General features: G+C 68.5%; 16 protein-coding genes. 8 read left to right on the plus strand and 8 right to left on the minus strand.

The annotated features are described in order from the left end of the window. Position 1: 1 nt before the first annotated feature. Entirely contained in the window at positions 2-1030 is a 1029-nt protein-coding gene (locus ABL844_RS13080; RefSeq protein ID WP_418131561.1) for a TRAP transporter substrate-binding protein, read from the minus strand. A gap of 172 nt (positions 1031-1202) precedes the next feature. On the opposite strand from ABL844_RS13080, the gene ABL844_RS13085 reads away from it, so the two are divergent. Continuing rightward, a complete protein-coding gene (locus ABL844_RS13085; protein ID WP_418120057.1) occupies positions 1203-2300 on the plus strand; it encodes a LacI family DNA-binding transcriptional regulator in 1098 nt (365 codons plus the stop codon). A gap of 6 nt (positions 2301-2306) precedes the next feature. Here ABL844_RS13085 and ABL844_RS13090 read toward each other — a convergent pair whose 3' ends face one another. Both ABL844_RS13090 and alkB read right to left on the minus strand, forming a co-directional pair. Next, the gene (locus ABL844_RS13090) at positions 2307-4145 is read right to left on the minus strand and encodes an ABC transporter ATP-binding protein (RefSeq protein ID WP_418131562.1); all 1839 of its coding nucleotides are present in this window, start codon (positions 4143-4145) and stop codon (positions 2307-2309) included. A gap of 4 nt (positions 4146-4149) precedes the next feature. Further along, positions 4150-4833, minus strand: a complete 684-nt coding sequence (gene alkB / locus ABL844_RS13095; protein ID WP_418131563.1) for a DNA oxidative demethylase AlkB — start codon at positions 4831-4833, stop codon at positions 4150-4152. Between the two features lie 147 nt (positions 4834-4980). Between alkB and ABL844_RS13100 the strand changes: the two genes are divergently transcribed. The 3 genes from ABL844_RS13100 to ABL844_RS13110 all read left to right on the plus strand — a co-directional run bounded on the left by ABL844_RS13100 (position 4981) and on the right by ABL844_RS13110 (position 9024). Then, positions 4981-5232 carry a hypothetical protein gene (locus tag ABL844_RS13100; protein WP_184641926.1) on the plus strand — a complete coding sequence of 84 codons (252 nt, stop codon included), beginning with the start codon at positions 4981-4983 and terminating at the stop codon, positions 5230-5232. Positions 5233-5355: 123 nt separating this feature from the next. Next, the gene (locus ABL844_RS13105) at positions 5356-6984 is read left to right on the plus strand and encodes a phospholipase D family protein (RefSeq protein WP_418125481.1); all 1629 of its coding nucleotides are present in this window, start codon (positions 5356-5358) and stop codon (positions 6982-6984) included. 120 nt (positions 6985-7104) lie between these two features. Continuing rightward, positions 7105-9024 carry a hypothetical protein gene (locus ABL844_RS13110; RefSeq protein ID WP_418131564.1) on the plus strand — a complete coding sequence of 640 codons (1920 nt, stop codon included), beginning with the start codon at positions 7105-7107 and terminating at the stop codon, positions 9022-9024. Positions 9025-9121: 97 nt separating this feature from the next. Here the strand turns inward: ABL844_RS13110 and ABL844_RS13115 are convergent, their stop codons facing one another. The 4 genes from ABL844_RS13115 to ABL844_RS13130 all read right to left on the minus strand — a co-directional run bounded on the left by ABL844_RS13115 (position 9122) and on the right by ABL844_RS13130 (position 11546). Then, entirely contained in the window at positions 9122-9634 is a 513-nt protein-coding gene (locus tag ABL844_RS13115; RefSeq protein ID WP_126018527.1) for a murein hydrolase activator EnvC family protein, read from the minus strand. 144 nt (positions 9635-9778) lie between these two features. After that, the gene (locus tag ABL844_RS13120) at positions 9779-10267 is read right to left on the minus strand and encodes a CreA family protein (protein WP_418131565.1); all 489 of its coding nucleotides are present in this window, start codon (positions 10265-10267) and stop codon (positions 9779-9781) included. Between the two features lie 8 nt (positions 10268-10275). Then, positions 10276-10827 carry an NUDIX hydrolase gene (locus ABL844_RS13125; protein ID WP_126018531.1) on the minus strand — a complete coding sequence of 184 codons (552 nt, stop codon included), beginning with the start codon at positions 10825-10827 and terminating at the stop codon, positions 10276-10278. Between the two features lie 17 nt (positions 10828-10844). After that, positions 10845-11546 (minus strand): fumarylacetoacetate hydrolase family protein, encoded by a 702-nt coding sequence (locus tag ABL844_RS13130; protein ID WP_418131566.1) that lies wholly within the window; start codon positions 11544-11546, stop codon positions 10845-10847. Between the two features lie 119 nt (positions 11547-11665). Between ABL844_RS13130 and ABL844_RS13135 the strand changes: the two genes are divergently transcribed. From ABL844_RS13135 to pgeF, 3 genes are read left to right on the plus strand one after another with little or no spacing between them, the layout of a single operon-like run. After that, complete coding sequence (locus tag ABL844_RS13135; RefSeq protein WP_418131567.1) at positions 11666-12592, plus strand: tetratricopeptide repeat protein; 927 nt, start codon at positions 11666-11668, stop codon at positions 12590-12592. Positions 12593-12627: 35 nt separating this feature from the next. Further along, positions 12628-13266, plus strand: a complete 639-nt coding sequence (gene maiA / locus ABL844_RS13140; protein WP_418131569.1) for a maleylacetoacetate isomerase — start codon at positions 12628-12630, stop codon at positions 13264-13266. 5 nt (positions 13267-13271) lie between these two features. After that, positions 13272-14024: a peptidoglycan editing factor PgeF gene (gene pgeF / locus ABL844_RS13145; protein ID WP_418131570.1), complete on the plus strand. Its 753-nt coding sequence runs from the start codon at positions 13272-13274 to the stop codon at positions 14022-14024. Here pgeF and ABL844_RS13150 read toward each other — a convergent pair. Beyond that, a complete protein-coding gene (locus tag ABL844_RS13150) occupies positions 13956-14327 on the minus strand; it encodes a hypothetical protein (protein ID WP_418131571.1) in 372 nt (123 codons plus the stop codon). The genes pgeF and ABL844_RS13150 overlap by 69 nt on opposite strands. Positions 14328-14380: 53 nt before the next feature. Here ABL844_RS13150 and phaC point away from each other — a divergent pair, with 53 nt between their 5' ends. Further along, positions 14381-16132, plus strand: coding sequence for a class I poly(R)-hydroxyalkanoic acid synthase (gene phaC / locus ABL844_RS13155; protein WP_418131572.1), 1752 nt, complete (start codon positions 14381-14383; stop codon positions 16130-16132). Positions 16133-16144 lie beyond the last annotated feature (12 nt).

The following is a 16144-nucleotide window of genomic DNA, read 5'->3' on the forward strand; positions in this document are numbered from 1 at the left end:
CTCAGGCCAGCTTGCCGACCGCGCCTTCGAGCAGCGCCCAGGCCTCGGGGCCGAAGCGGCCCTTCCATTCGCCGTAGAAGCCGGAGTCGCGCAGCTTGGCGCGGAAGCTGTCGGCCGCGGGCCGGTTGATGGCGAGGCCCTTGGCCTGCAGGTCGCCGACGACCGATTCGTTGAGCTTTCTGATGTCTTCGCGCTGCTGCATGCCGGCGTCGTTGATGGCACGCGCCACGATGGTCTTCAGGTCATCGGGCAGGGCGTCCCAGGCGCGGCCGTTGGCGATGAACCAGTAGCCGTCCCAGATGTGGTTGGTGAGCGAGCAGAACTTCTGCACCTCGAAGAGCTTCGCCACCTGGATGATGGGCAGCGGGTTCTCCTGCGCGTCGACGATCTTCGTCTGCAGCGCCGAATACACCTCGCTGAACTGCAGGCTGGCCGGCGCGGCGCCCAGGCCCTTGAACATGGAGATCGACAGCGGGCTCACCGGCACGCGGATCTTCAGGCCGTCCATGTCCTTCGCGGTGGCCACCGCCGCCTTGCTGCTGGTGGTCTGGCGAAAGCCGTTGTCCCACATCTTCTCGAAGGCATACAGGCGCGACTTGGCGATGGCGCCGCGCACGTGCGCGCCGAGCTTGCCGTCCATGGCGGCCCACACCTGGGCGTAGTCGCTGAAGGCGAAGCCCACCGCGTTGATGGCGGCCACGGGTACCAGCGTGGCGATGACGAGCGCCGAGGGCGTGAAGAACTCGATGCCGCCGGAGCGCACCTGCGCCAGCATGTCGGTGTCGCCGCCGAGCTGGTTGTTGGGAAATATCTTGATCTCGACGCGGCCCTTCGTTTCCTTGGCGATGCGGTCGGCCGCCTCCTGCGCGCGGATGTTCAGCGGGTGCGTCAGCGGCAGGTTGTTGCCGTACTTGTACGAGAACTCCGCGGCGCGCGCGATGCGCGGCACCGCCGCCACGATGCCGGCGGCGGGCAGGGCGGAGAAAGTGCGCAGGGCATCCCTGCGGGTCAGGCGGGTGGCTGAGGTCATGTCTCGTTGTCTCCGTGATCTTCTGAAGGGGCGCTGAACGGCAGGTGGGCCGGTCAGCCGATTGAGCGGGGCTCGCCGTTGATGCAATCTGATGCATCACCGGATTCGAACCACAGCGAAGATAAAAGCCTGCATCATTCGGGTCAAACTTCAATCTGATGGTTTTTGATGTATGCGGGAAAACCCTTCACAAACATCGCGGCCCGACTCTCGACCCGACCCTCGACCCGATTCGCAGCGTGAGGCGCGCCGCGCCCGCGTGGTCGACATCGCCCGCTCGGCGCAGGTGTCGACCGCCACCGTCGACCGCGTGCTGAACCGCCGCCCCGGCGTGCGCGACGCCACGGTGCAGCGGGTGCTCAAGGCGGCGGGCGAGCTCGACTACCTGCCGGGGCCGGCGCTCTATGCCGCGCTCACGCCGCCGCCGTTGCGGCTGGTGTTCCTGCTGCCGGCCGGCACCAACCGCTTCATCCGCATGCTGGGCGACATGGTGGGCTACTCGCAGGAGCACTGGGCGCCGTTCAACGTGCAGTGCCGCACGGTGTTCATCGAGAGCTTCAACCCCCACGAGCTGGCCGACGCGCTGCGCAGCCACGGCCAGCGCTGCGACGGCATCGCGATGATGGCGCTGGAGCATCCGGCCGTGCGCGAGGCGGTGGCCGCGCTGGCGGCGCGCGGGCTGCCGGTGGTCACGCTGATCTCCGACCTGTCGAACTCGGAGCGCGCGGCCTTCGTCGGGCTGGACAACCGCGCGGCCGGGCGCACCGCGGGCTATCTCATCGGCCGCTTCATCGGCGCGCGGGCCGCCAAGGTCGCGCTCATCGCGGGCAGCCTGAGCTACAAGGCGCACGAGGAGCGCGAGGCCGGCTTCCTGCACGTCATCGACGAGATGTTCCCGCGGCTGGAGGTGGTGGGCCTGCGCGAAGGGCAGGACGACGCGGACAAGAACCACCGCCAGACGCGCGCGCTGCTGGAGCAGCATCCGGACATGGGCGGCATCTACAACATCGGCGGTGCCTCCGACGGCGTGGCGCGGGCGCTTAAGGAGGCGGGGCGCGAACAGAAGGTGGTCTTCATCGGCCACGGGCTCACGCCCGATACGCGCGCGCTGCTGATCGACGGCAGCATGGACGCGGTGATCACGCAGAGCCCGCACACCACGCTGATGAACTGCGTGCGCATCTTCACCAACCTGCGCGACCGGCGCGAGGCGCTCAGCGGCGTCGAGACGACGCGCAGCCAGGTGATCTTCAGGGAGAACCTGCCGTAGTCCTCTTCAGGCCTGCGCGCCGGCCGGCACGGCCATGCGCTGCAGCAGCGGCTGCCTCGCCAGCACCTCCTCGCATGGCCCGTGGTCGAGCACATGCCCGGCTTCCATCAGCACAACCGTGTCGAAGCGATCGAGCAGGCTCAGCCGGTGGACCGAGGCGATCAGGCAGGCGTCGGGGAACGCACCGGCGATGCGTTCCAGCACCCGGGCTTCGGTGCTCGCGTCGAGCGCGCTGGTCGGCTCGTCGAGCAGCAGCAGCGAGCTGCCCTGCGCCGCGAGCACGCCGCGCGCGAGGCACAGCCGCTGGCGCTGGCCGCCCGAGAGATTGAAGCCGCGCTCCGACACGGCCGTGCCGAGGTCGCCGTGGGTGGCCTTCAGCACTTCGTCGAAAGTGCTGACGTGCAGGGCGGCTTCGAGCAGCGCGTCGTCGCTCGGCTGGCCGAAGGCGAGGTTCTCGCGCACGCTGGCCTCGAAGAGCTCGGTTTCCTGCGGGATCAGCGTGGCGAAGCGGCGCAGCCGGGGCCAATCGGCGTGCTGGCCGTCGAGCAGCAGCGTGCCGCTGTCCGGCGGATAGAGCCCGGCCAGCACGCGCAGCAGCGTGCTCTTGCCGCCGCCGCTCGGGCCGACGAGGGCGATGCGCTCGCCGCGGCGCAGCGTGAGCGCCACATCGTGCAGGCCGCTGCGTGGCGGGCCGGTGGCTTCGACTTCCGCCGGAGCATTGCGCGGCGCATAGCGCCATTGCAGCGCCTGTATTTCCAGCTGCCGCCATGGCGCATCGGCCTCGATGCGCTGCGCGCCGGGCACCTGCTCGGGCGGCGTGTCCAGCGCCTCCTTGCTTGAAGGCGCCCGCCAGATCGGCTCCGCGCTGCCGTAGTCGGTGTGCATGCGCGCGAAGAAACTGAAGTTGGCCGCGACCGAGGTGACGACGCCGACCGCCTGCTGCGCGTACTGGTGGATCATGAACACCGCGCCCAGCATCACGGCCTGCCCGGGCGTGCGCGACTGCCATACGTAGAGCACCACCAGCCCCCAGGTCAGCAGCAATCCCATCAGGTCGACCGCGAACCACTTGCCTTCGTTCAGCACCACGGTGCGCTTCAGCGGCAGCGAAATGGCGGCCATGCGCCGGCGCAGCAGCAGCCGCGAGGCGCCCTGCAGGCGCAGGCCGATCACGGTCGAGGCGTTGCCCAGGAAGTCGAGCAGCGCGGCCACGTAGCGCCGGTCGGCGTCGTTCTCGGCGCGCGCCAGTTTCATGAGCGCGCGGTCGATGCGCACGATGACGAGACCGATCAGCACGTAGCCCGCGAGCGCCGTCATGCCGCTGGTGCGCGACAGCAGCGCCAGCGCCACGAGCGGCCCGACGAAGTTGACGGCGTTGGTCAGCCAGATGAACTGGTTCTGCGCGAAATCCGACAGCGCCCGGCTCGCCTGGTGCACGCGGTGCTGCAGTTCGCCGGAGTGGTGCCCGTCGTGCCACGCCAGCGGCGCGGCGGCGATGCGCGCATAGAGCTGGTCGGCCAGCGTCTCGCGCACCTTCAGGCCCACGTTGCGTTCCAGGATGCGGCCCGGCCCGTGCAGCATCCACGCGCCCAGGTACACGCCGGCCAGTCCGCCGATCCAGCGCCCGGCGGTGCCAAGCTCGCCGCGCTGCAGCGCGTTGATGGCCTGGCCCGCGAGGTAGGGCGCCGTGAGCCGTATCAGCTGCGAGCCCGCGAGCAGGGCGGTGGCCGCCAGCAACTGCGCCCGCGCGCCGGCCGCGAAGTGCCACAGCGCGGCGTACAGCTCGCGCATCGCGCCCACGGGGCTGGTCTTGCGTGCCTTCCTTGTTTCTTCGCTCGCCTGCATGCGCTCAGCCCGCCTTGCGGAAGGTGAGGTTGATGCGGATGGCGCCGAGCAGCGGATGCGGCTCGTCCTTCAGCGGCAGCACGCCGTGGTAGCGCAGCCGGTCCTCGCCGCCCCAGACCACCACGTCGCCGTGCGCGAGCGGTATGCGCGCCGCCTTGTCGCCGCGCGCATGGCCGCCGAACAGGAACACGGCCGGCATGCCCAGCGACACCGAGACGATGGGCGCGCCGTAGTCGCGCTCGTCCTTGTCCTGGTGCAGCGACAGGCGCGCGCCGGGCGCGTAGCGGTTGACGAGGCAGGCGTCGGGCGCGAAGCCGTCGAAGCCGGCCGCCGATGCGGCCTCGCGCGCCAGCCGGGCGAGGGGCCCGGGCATGGCGGGCCAGGGCCTGCCGCTGTCGGGATCGGTCGCGCTGTAGCGGTAGCCGCGCCGGTCGCTGGTCCAGCCCAGCGCGCCGCAGTTGGTCAGCGCCACCGACATGGTGAAGCCGCCGGGCGTGACGAGGTGGCGGAAGGGCGCGTCCGCCTCCACGGCGCGGATCGCGGGCAGCAGTTCGTCGACGAAGGGCAGGGCGAAGCCGGGCAGCACGAAGGCGCCGGTGCCCAGCGCCTCGCGCGCCGGCCGGGGCGGATCGTCGAAGAGGGCGAGGGTGGCCGCGCTGGCGGCCCTGGATTTCATCGTCGTCGTCATCGGATTCATGCTCCCCGATCTTTGCCCAAAACCCGCCGGCGCCTCCCATGTTCAGGCGATGCCGTTTACAGGCGCAGCCGGTAGCCTCAGCTCCCCCGCACTCGGAGGTAGTGCTTAGGGTTTAAATTCATGGAAGTACGTTAATAAATGGGTTATGGTGAATCCATCATGGACGGCGCTCGGCTTGCTCTCAGCGTACCGGACGGCTGGACGGGCTGGCTCGAACTCATGCGTACGCCCAGCGGTACCTACGCGGGTATCGCCGAACTGAGCTTCAGCGGAGTTCCCCGCTGCGCGCTCGTCATCACCCAGCAGCTCTCGTGGGACGCGGCTGTCGAAAGGGCCACGCTGCGGGCCGAGCATTTCGTCAGGCAGTGGGGGCCTGCGCGCAGCTCCTGAGCGGGACCCCTTGAAACTGTTGCGGCGGTGCGGCACATGAGCCGGGCTCGTGGTAGAAACCGCGAGCTTTTTCGGGCCTTGCCCCGATCCACGATTCACGCTCCAACCCACGCGCCGCCATCCATGCCGAAACTCCACCGCCGGACTGCCGATCAACCGCACGTCCGATGGCTGGCCTGGCTGCTGCTGGGCATCGCGGCGCTTTTCATGGCGGGCTGCGCCGGCCTGCCGTCGGAGGTGCAGCGCAAGCCCTCCACGGCCATCTCCGATGGGGCGGACACCAGGCTCGGCCGCCTCGTGAAGGCCTCGGCGCCGCCGGGCGAACCGCTCAGCGGCTTCCGCCTGCTGCCGATGCCGCAGTTCTCGCTGCATGCGCGCATCGAGCTCGCGCGCCGCGCGCAGCGCTCCATCGACGTGCAGTACTACCTGGTGCAGAACGACGAGACCGGCCGCTATCTGCTTCGCGCCCTGCGCGATGCGGCCGACCGGGGCGTGCGGGTGCGGCTGCTGGTGGACGACCTCTACACGGCGGGCGCCGACCCGCTCTTCTCGAGCTTCGCCTCGCATCCGAACGTGGAGGTGCGCTTCTTCAACCCCTTTCCCGCCGGGCGCGAGCGCTTCGGCACGCGCTGGGCATGGTCGATCCTCGACTTCGACCGCGTGCACCGCCGCATGCACAACAAGCTCTACGTGGTGGACAACACCATCGGCGTGATGGGCGGTCGCAACATGGCCAACGAGTACTTCCTGCGCGACGGGGGCTCGAACTTCATCGACATCGACACGCTGGTGGCCGGCGAGGTGGTGCCCAGGCTGTCGTCGCTGTTCGACATGTACTGGAACAGCCCCTACGTCTACCCCATCGAGTCGCTGGTGCCGCCCACCGGCGAGACGCGGCAGCAGCTGCGCGAGCGCTTCGACCGCCTCACGACCGGGCCCGAGGAGCTGCACCCCGAGGTGCCCGGCTCCACCGACCTGCTGGGCAACAACCCGCTGGCCAAGGACCTGGACGCGGGCGAGCTGAAGCTGGTCTGGGCCCGCGCCGAGGCTTATGCCGATCCGCCCGCCAAGGCGCTGGGCCAGACCGACGAGGCGCGCGGCCTGCCGGCCGACGAGTCGAAGGACAGCGTGCTCTACAACGTGCGGCGCTACCTGCGCGGCGCCGAGAACGAGATCATGCAGACCACGCCCTACCTGATCCCGGGGCGCGGCGGCATGGAGACGATCCGCCTCGTGCGCGGCAACGGCGTGAGCTACACCATCGTCACCAATTCGCTGGCGGCCACCGACGAGTCGCTGGTGCACATCGGCTACCGCCGCTACCGCGCCGAGATGCTGCGCCTGGGCGTGGAGCTCTACGAGCTGAGCCCCAAGCGGGTGGAGCAGACCAGGCGCTTCGGCATGTACGGCTCGGCCAGCGGCCGGCTGCACGGCAAGTCGGCGGTGGTCGACCGCAAGATCGTCTTCATCGGCTCGATGAACTTCGACCCGCGCTCGATGCTGCACAACACCGAGGTCGGCATCTTCATCTTCAGCCCGCAGATCGCCCAGCAGCTCACCAGCCTGATCGGCTTCATACGGCTGGACGGTGCCTACCAGCTGCAACTGGGGCCGAAGGGCGCCATCGAGTGGGTGAGCCCGGCCTCTGGCGACGCGGCCGACACCATCCTGCACCAGGAGCCGGAGACGGACTTCTGGTCGCGCTGGAAGCTGGAACTGCTGGCGCCGCTGGTACCCGAGAGCCTGCTTTAGGCACGCCCGGCCCGCATCCTCAAAACAGAGGATGGTCTACGGAAGGGGCCTCCAGAAGAATCGCATCGCTCGTGTTACGAGTTGATTCTTTTGTTTGCCCTTCACCTGACAAGACCATCCATGAAAACAAACTTCGCGACCCCCGCGGCCTCCGGCCAGTCCTTCTTCAAGACGACGCGCTGCGCATGCGCAGTGGCGCTGCTGATCTCGCTCGGTGCCTGCGGCGGAGGCGGGGGGGGCGGAGGCGGCGGCTTCGCCGGCTTCCCGGCTGCGGGTGGCAGCAGCAATCCGCCGGCCAGCGAGCCGCCGGCAAGCTCGGCGCCTGTTACGTTCTCGGGCACGGCGGCCTCCGGCCTGCCGCTGGTGGGTACCGTCACCGTCAAGGATGCCAAGGGCGCGAGCAAGACCGTGCCGCTGGTCGATGGCAAGTACACCATCGACGTGAGCGGCATGACCGCGCCCTTCGTCTTCCGTGCGGAGGGCACGGTGGCCGGCGAGCGCACGGTGATCCACTCGGCCGCCACCGCGGCCGACGTGAACGGCAACATCAACATCACGCCGCTGACCGACCTGGTGGTGTCCAACATCGCCGGCCGTCTGGCCTCGCAGTACTTCGACGGCGGCGAGTTCGCCTCGCTCTCCGCCGACGAGCTCAAGGCCGAGAGCGACGCGCTGAAGGCCAAGCTGCTGCCGGTGCTGCAGGCCATGGGCGTGGACGCCAGCATCGACCTGCTGCGTACGGCCTTCACGCCGCTTTCGAGCGCGCTCGACAAGGCGCTGGACGTGCTGCGCGTGAGCGTCGATCCGGCCACCAACGTGGCGACCATCACCAACATCGTCACCCAGCAGCAGATCGCCGACGACCTGGCGGTGAAGGCGGCGGCCGAGCCCGCCACCACGCCGATGAGCGGCTCCGGCATGGACACCGCGGCCGACGACATCGTGGCGATCCGCAAGGTGCTCTCGGACTTCGTGGGCAAGTTCGCCACCGGGCTGCCGACGCCCTCGCAGCTGCTGTCGCTGATGACCGATGGCACCAATCCCGTCACCGGCACCTACGGCTTCAGGTTCTCCGACCTCTCGGCCATGCAGTTCGCCAACGAGACGGCGACCGACACCAGCCTCATCGGCGCCAGCTTCACCGACGTGGTGATCCAGCGCATCAACTACACCATCGACGCGAACAACACGAGCCCGCGTGCCTTCGTCGAATTCACCCACAAGGACAAGGACGGCATCGCCTTCAGCAACACGCAGGGCATGCAGATCGTGAAGGGCACGGACGGCGCCTGGCGCCTGCGCGGCGACGGGCGCGTGCTGGACATCAATCCGCACATGCATGCCACCAAGGAGAAGTCGACCGGTTGCGTGAGCAGCTCGCTGCAGTTCGAGATCCAGGACACGAACACCAGCAACAGCGGCACCGTCGCCTCGGTGGTCGTCACCGGTCCGGGCCTGCCCCCCGGTGGCCTGCGCCACGTGCGTCCTTCGGGCGGCGGCGCATGGCCGATCGACGGCGGCTCGAGCTTCAACTACTACTACCTGACCTCGAACTGCAGCGGCCGCCCGACCGCCGGCCTGAGCGACAGCGCGATCGCCGCGCTTCCCGCCACGCCCGAGTACACCTTCACCGCCTACGAGAGCGACGGCACGACGGTGGCCAAGTTCAACGGCTTCGACATCATCTACAGGCACCGCTTCCACGGCCGTCCGCTGACGCTGGCCGAAACCGCCGCCGTGAGCTACCCGGCCTTCTCGACCACGCCGGCCCTGTCGTCCTACCTGGGCGGCAGCGACTTCGCCGTCAGCGCCACCGGCCTGAACCCGGCCTTCGCCGCGCAGTTCTTCCTGAACCTGATCGCGGGCCCCTCGGCCGGCGCGGAAGACCGGGCCGACGTCGCGCCCTCGGCCACCGGCACGGCATCGAAGACCTTCAACCTGCCGGCGCAGGGCTCGGTGTCCTTCCGCAACATGTTCGTCAGCACCTACGACAGCAGCTGGCGCGAGATCGTGCTGCGCGATACCACCACGTCCGAGTGACGCGACTGGACAGGGAGAGGGCGCCCGTTCTTTCGGGTGCCCGTAAAAACGAAAAAGCCCCCGAAAGGGGGCTTTTTCCTGGTGAGCGCCGCGGCGCTTACTGCATCAGCCGGCCACTGAGATACGGCTCGGGATCGACCGGGTTGCCGTTCTTGCGGATCTCGAAGCGCAGCTTCACGCGGTCGGCGTTGCTGCGGCCCATCTCGGCGATCTTGTCGCCCTGGCGGACGACGGCGTTTTCCTTCACCAGGATGGTCTGCACGTGCGCATAGGCGGTGAGGAAGGTCTCGTTGTGCTTCACGATGACCATGTTGCCGTAGGCCGGCAGTTCGCCGCCCACGTACACCACGCGGCCGTCGGCCGAGGCGACGACCGGGTCGCCGAGGTTGCCGGCGATGTCGATGCCCTTGACGCGGTCGCCGTCGAAGCGGGCGATGGTCGGGCCGTTCGCCGGCCTGATGAACAGGGCCGCCGGGCGCTGCTGCACCGGTGGCTTGGCCGCCGGGGGCGCCGGCCAGGGCGTGTTGAGGTCGACCGTGGAGCAGGCTGCGAGGCCTGCGGCGAGCAGCGCCATGGCGCCGGCGCGTAAAACGAAAGTCTGAAGGTGCATGGGCTCTGTTCGAACGGGTTCGTTGCGGAGGGTTCCTGCAAACCGGCGCGCCGTGGGGGCGCGCCACGCGGGCGATGCTAGCAAACCGCCGCGCCGGCGCCGCGCGAAAGAGCAACCGGCTGTGAAGAGGACATAGGCCGCCGGCTATTTGAGCGGGATCGGCGTCGCCCGGTCGATGGGCACCGCCGTCACGCTGTTCTTGGGCGAGCCGTCGATCAGCAGGTCGGAGTAGGTGAGGTAGACCAGCGTGTTGCGCTTGGCGTCGACCATGCGAACCACGCGCAGGCGCTTGAAGAGCACCGACAGCCGCTCGCTGTAGACCTCCTCGCGCTTGGGCAGCGGCTGCGCGATGCTCACCGGGCCGACCTGGCGGCAGGCGATGGAGGCTTCGGCCTTGTCCTCGGCCACGCCGAACGCGCCGGCCAGCCCGCCGGTCTTGGCGCGCGAGACGTAGCAGGTCACGCCGTTGACCTTGGGGTCGTCGTAGGCCTCGATCACGATCTTGTGGTCGGGGCCGATGAGCTTGAAGGCGGTGTCGACGTCGCCCACGGTTTCCGCCCTGGCCGCCGCTGCCGCCAGCGCGAAGCCGAGGCTGGCGCCGCAGAAGAGGGTAGTGCGCAGTGTCTTGTTCATGGATCTGGTCAGACGATGCTGAGTTCGTGCACGCGGTCGAAGCTGCCGCGCTTGCGGTCCGCGAAGTAGTGCTCGAGCGTCTCGCGCACCGTGCGGAAGGCGATCTCGTCCCAGGGAATCTCTTCCTCGGTGAACAGGCGCGCCTCGATGGTCTCGTGGCCCGGGTCGAACTTGTCGTCCAGCAGGCGGGCTCGGTAGAACAGGTGCACCTGGCCCACGCGCACCACGCTGATCACCGAGAACAGGCCCTCGAGTTCGAAGTTCGCGCCGGCCTCCTCGTCGGTCTCGCGCGCGGCGCCCTGGGCGGTGGTCTCTTCGAGTTCCATGAAGCCGGCCGGCAGCGTCCACTTGCCCCAGCGCGGCTCGATGTTGCGCTTGCACAGCAGCACCTTGTCGCCCAGCACGGGGATGGTGCCGACCACGTTCAGCGGGTTCTCGTAGTGGATGGTGTGGCAGGCCGGGCAGACGGCGCGCTGCTTGGTGTCGCCGTCGTCCGGCACGCGGTAGACCACCGCGGTGCCACAGTTCTTGCAATGCTTGATGGGTACGCGCAGAAGCATGAAACCGGCCGCCGTCTTCAGACGACCTTGACGGTCAGCTTCGGCAGGCCCGCGACCTCGCCCACGAGCGTGTCGCCGGCCACCACGGCGGCCACGCCTTCGGGCGTGCCGGTGTAGATCAGGTCGCCGGGCTGCAGCTCCCAGGCCGCCGACAGGTGCTCGATGGTCTCGGCCACGTTCCAGATCAGCTTGCTCACGTTGCTGCGCTGGCGGTCGGTGCCATTGACCTGCAGCGAGATCTCGGCCTTCTCGGCGTCGCCGGCCTGCGCCACGGGCACGATGGGGCCGATGGGCGCGCTCTGCTCGAAGCCCTTGCCGATGTCCCAGGGGCGGCCCTGCTTCTTCATGTCGTTCTGCAGGTCGCGGCGCGTCATGTCGAGGCCGACCGCGTAGCCATAGATGTGCTTGTGGGCGTCGGCCGCGGCAATGTTCCTGCCGCCGGTGCCGATGGCGACCACGAGCTCGATCTCGTGGTGCAGGTTCCTGGTGAGGGAGGGGTAGGCCATGGTGCCGGTCTGGCCCGCATCGACCACCACCAGCGCGTCTGCGGGCTTCATGAAGAAGAAGGGCGGCTCGCGGCCGGTGAAGCCCATTTCCTTGGCGTGATCTTCGTAGTTGCGGCCTACGCAGTAGATGCGGTGCACCGGAAAGCGGGCTGACTGGCCGGCCACCGGCACCGAAACGGCGGCGGGCGGGGCGAAGACGAACTCGGAAGCCATTGCGACGTGTCCTTTTTTCAGGGAAGCCAAGCGGGAAACCGGCAGTGTGCCAGAGGCGGCAGGCTCACAATAGGCGGCCCGCCCGGCGTATTCCCTCTCCATTCCCCTCGAATCCCACCATGCCCATCCGAATCGGCAAGGCCGGCAAGGCCAACGCGCTCAACGAACTAGGCCGCCGGCTCGACGAGGAGGGCGACCAGGACGGCGCGCTGCAAGCCTATGCGCAGGCCGGCGCCGTGCTGCCGAACTGGTCGGCCCCCTGGTACAACATCGGCCTCATCCACAAGTACCGCGGCGACTGGACCGCCTCGCTGCAGGCCAACGCCCGCGCGGTGCGGTGCGACCCGCGCAACGAGGGCGCGATCTGGAATCTCGGCATCGCGGCCACCGCCCTGGGCGACTGGTCCACGGCCCGCAGTGCATGGCGGCAGTACGGCATCGAGGTGCCCGAGGGGGACGGGCCGGTCGATCTCTTCATCGGGCTCACGCCCATCCGCGTGCATGGCTTCGAGGCCAGCGAGGTGGTGTGGGCCGACCGCATCGACCCGGCGCGCGCCATCCTGCGCAACGTGCCCACGCCCGACTGCGGCCACCGCTACGGCGACCTCGTGCTGCACGACGGCGCGGCCAACGGCTACCGCCTGCATGGCGAGCGCGAGGTGCCGGTGTTCGATGCCCTGGAGCTGATCGCACCTTCGGACTATTCGACGTACGAAGTCACCATCGAGGAGGCGACCAGGCAAGACATCGACGCGCTGGTCAAGCGCTTCGAGGCCGCCGACGCCAGCGCCGAGAACTGGACCACCAGCATGCAGATGCTCTGCCGCGCCTGCTCCGAGGGTCGCCCCTACGGCGAGGGCCAGCACAACCACGGCGAGGGCGAGGAGCCTGGTGCGCTGGGGCCCTGGCGCATCGGAATCGCCGCGCGGGAGGAGGAGGCCGCGCGCCGCATCCTAGGCGAATGGCGCGAAGGGATCGTAGCCACCTCGCCGAAGGCGGCTCTGCAGGACTTCCGCTGCGTGCTGGCCGCCATGCCCCGTTCCTGAACTTGCTCCCTGGGGAGCGCTATCCTTGCGAAACCATGAAGCTGCATAACTACTTCCGCTCCTCCGCCTCGTTTCGCGTGCGCATCGCCCTCAACCTGAAGGGCCTCGATTTCGACTACGTTCCCGTGCATATCGCGCGCGGCGACCACCGCACCGGCCCCTTCGCATCCATCTCCGCCGACCGACTGGTGCCGCTGCTCGAAGACGAGGGCGAGCGCTTCTCGCAATCGATGGCCATCATCGAGTACCTCGACGAAACCCACCCCGAGCCCGCGCTGCTGCCGCGCGACCCGGCGGGCCGTGCCCATGTGCGCGCGCTGGCCCAGTCCATCGCCTGCGAGATCCATCCGCTGAACAACCTGCGTGTGCTGAAGTACCTCGTGAAGGACCTGAAGCTCGACGAGGAAGCCAAGAACGCCTGGTACCGCCACTGGGTGCGCGACGGCCTGCTGGCCTTCGAGCGCCAGCTCGCGCAGTACCCCGCCGGCACCTACTGCTGGGGCGACACGCCCACCCTGGCCGACTGCTGCCTGGTGCCGCAGATCTTCAACGGCCGCCGTTTCGACTGCGACTTCAGCGGCCTGCCGCGCACCATGGCCGCCTTCGACGCCTGCATGGAGCTCGACGCCTTCCAGCGTGCCCAGCCTTCGCAGGCCCCCGACGCGGAAGCCTGAAGCCGATGGATGCGAGCTGGCTCGTGCCCGACTGGCCCGCGCCGCCGAACGTGCGGGCCGTGTGCACCACGCGCGAGGGCGGGGTCTCGCTGGGGCGCTACGAGAGCCTGAACCTCGGCGACCACGTGGGCGACGAGCCGGTGCACGTGGCACAGAACCGCAACCGTTTGCGCGCTGCCGTCGGGGCTCGTCCGGTCTTTCTCCAGCAGGTGCACGGCACGGGCGTCGTCGAGCTCGATGCCGCCGCTGGTGCGGTGAACGATGGCACGGCCGCTGACGGCTGTACCGCCACCGAGGCCGGCCTGGCCTGCACGATCATGGTGGCCGATTGCCTGCCGGTGCTCTTCACCGACGAAACCGGTCACCGCGTGGCCGCCGCACATGCCGGCTGGCGCGGTCTGGCAGGCGGCGTGCTGGAGCAGACGGCGAAGTCTTTCGATGGCGCTTCGAAGGTCATCGCCTGGCTGGGGCCGTGCATCGGCCCCAAGGCCTTCGAGGTGGGACCGGAGGTCAAGGCCGCGTTCGAGGCGCATGCGCCAGAGGCGGCGTCCTGCTTCCGGCCTGCGCCTGCTGCAGGCAAATGGCTTGCCGACCTGCCCGGGCTGGCGCGCCAGCGGTTGCGCGCGGCGGGCATCGAGTCGATCCATGGCAACGACGGCAGCGACCCCTGGTGCACCGTCGGCAACGCTTCAAGGTTCTTTTCGCACCGGCGCGACGGCATCAGCGGCCGTTTCGCCGCCCTGGTCTGGAAGGCCTGAGCCTGCAGCAGCCTCGGCAGCCGCTCGCCGGGCGGCTTCCTGCGCCTCGAATTCGCGCTGCCTGATCGCGCGTCGCCTCGCTGGAGTGCCCATCAGGTAAACCACCAGTGCGACCGGCGCCAAACCATACAAAAGAAATGTGAAGATGGCGCCCAGCACCGTTCCGGTGGTGTTGGTGGCTTCGGCCACGGCCATCATCAAGGCGACATACAACCAACCGATGACGATCAGATGGACAAACACGGAAAGTTTCAGTTGGTAAGTGGTGGAGGTAGCGTTGTGAGCGCTCTTTGAATGCAGCATACTCAAAAGACGCAAGCCATCCGTACCGTTTCAGGCGAGGACCAGGAGAGATGATGAAGCAACAAGCAACGGGTGCCGATGCGTTCGCGCCCTTCCAGCAGGCTATTTCAGAGGGATGGAGCAAGGCGCTGGAATCGTTCCAGCAGTCCGCCGCGCAAGGGGCTTCGGCCTTCAACGTCGGCGGCACGCCGCTATGGGAGCTGCCGCAGGGCATGAAGATGCCCGAGCTGCCGCGTTTCTCCATCGATCCCGAAAAACTCCAGTCCATCCAGCAGCAATACCTCGCCGAGGCCACCGAACTCTGGCGCCAGGGCTTCGGTGCCAAGCCCGAGGGCGACAAGCGCTTCGCGGGCGACGCCTGGGGCCGCAATCCGCTGTCGGCCTTCTCGGCGGCCGTGTACCTGCTCAACGGCCGCACCATGCTGAGCATGGCCGAGGCCATCGATGCCGACCAGAAGACCAAGGCGCGGCTGCGCTTCGCGGTCGAGCAATGGATGGCCGCCTCGGCGCCCAGCAATTCGCTGGCCTTCAATGCCGAGGCGCAGAAGAAGGCGATCGACACGCAGGGCGAGAGCATCGCCAAGGGCATCCAGAACCTGCTGCATGACGTCAGGCAGGGCCACCTCAGCATGACCGACGAGAGCGCCTTCGAAGTGGGGCGCAACGTGGCCACCACCGAAGGCGCCGTGGTGTTCGAGAACGAGTTCTTCCAGCTGCTCGAATACAAGCCCCTCACGCCCAAGGTGTACGAGCGGCCCTTCCTGCTGGTGCCGCCTTGCATCAACAAGTTCTACATCCTCGACCTGCAGCCCGAGAACTCGCTGATCCGCTATGCGAACGAGCAGGGCCACCGCGTGTTCGTGGTGAGCTGGCGCAACCCCGACGAGTCGATGGGCAAGGCCACCTGGGACGACTACATCGAGAACGCCGCCATCAAGGCGATCCACACGGTGCAGGAGATCAGTGGGAGCAAGCAGATCAATGCGCTGGGGTTCTGCGTGGGCGGCACCATCCTGAGCACCGCGCTGGCCGTGCTCGCGGCGCGCGGCGAGAAGCCGGCCGCCTCGGTCACGCTGCTCACCACCTTCCTCGACTTCAGCGACACCGGCATCCTCGACATCTTCGTGGACGAGCAGATGGTGCAGTACCGCGAGATGCAGCTGGGCAACGGCGGCCTGCTGCCCGGCGGCGACCTGGCCTCGACCTTCAGCTTCCTGCGGCCCAACGACCTGGTGTGGAACTACGTGGTCGGCAACTACCTCAAGGGCGAGACCCCGCCGCCTTTCGACCTGCTGTACTGGAACAGCGACGCCACCAACCTGCCGGGCCCGTTCTACGCCTGGTACCTGCGCAACACGTACCACGAGAACAAGCTGGCCAAGCCCAACGCGCTTACGGTGTGCGGCGAGAAGATCGACCTGGGCCGCATCGACATCCCGGCCTACATCTACGGCTCGCGCGAGGACCACATCGTGCCGATCGGCGGTGCGTATGCATCCACGCAGCTGCTGCCCGGCAAGAAGCGCTTCGTGATGGGCGCCTCGGGTCACATCGCCGGGGTGATCAACCCGCCGGCCAAGAAAAAGCGCAGCCACTGGATCCGCGAGGACGGCAAGTTTCCCAAGACCCAGGCCGAATGGCTGGCCGGCGCGCAGGAGCACCCGGGCAGCTGGTGGACCGACTGGGCACAATGGCTCAAGGGGCACGCGGGCAAACAGGTTCCCGCGCCCAAGGCGTACGGCAACGGCAAGGCCTACAAGGCCATCGAGCCGGCACCCGGACGCTACGTCAAGGCCAAGGCCTGACGGAGTTCGGCA

It is taken from the genome of Variovorax sp. 278MFTsu5.1 (genome assembly GCF_048305045.1).
Classification (GTDB): domain Bacteria; phylum Pseudomonadota; class Gammaproteobacteria; order Burkholderiales; family Burkholderiaceae_C; genus Variovorax; species Variovorax guangxiensis.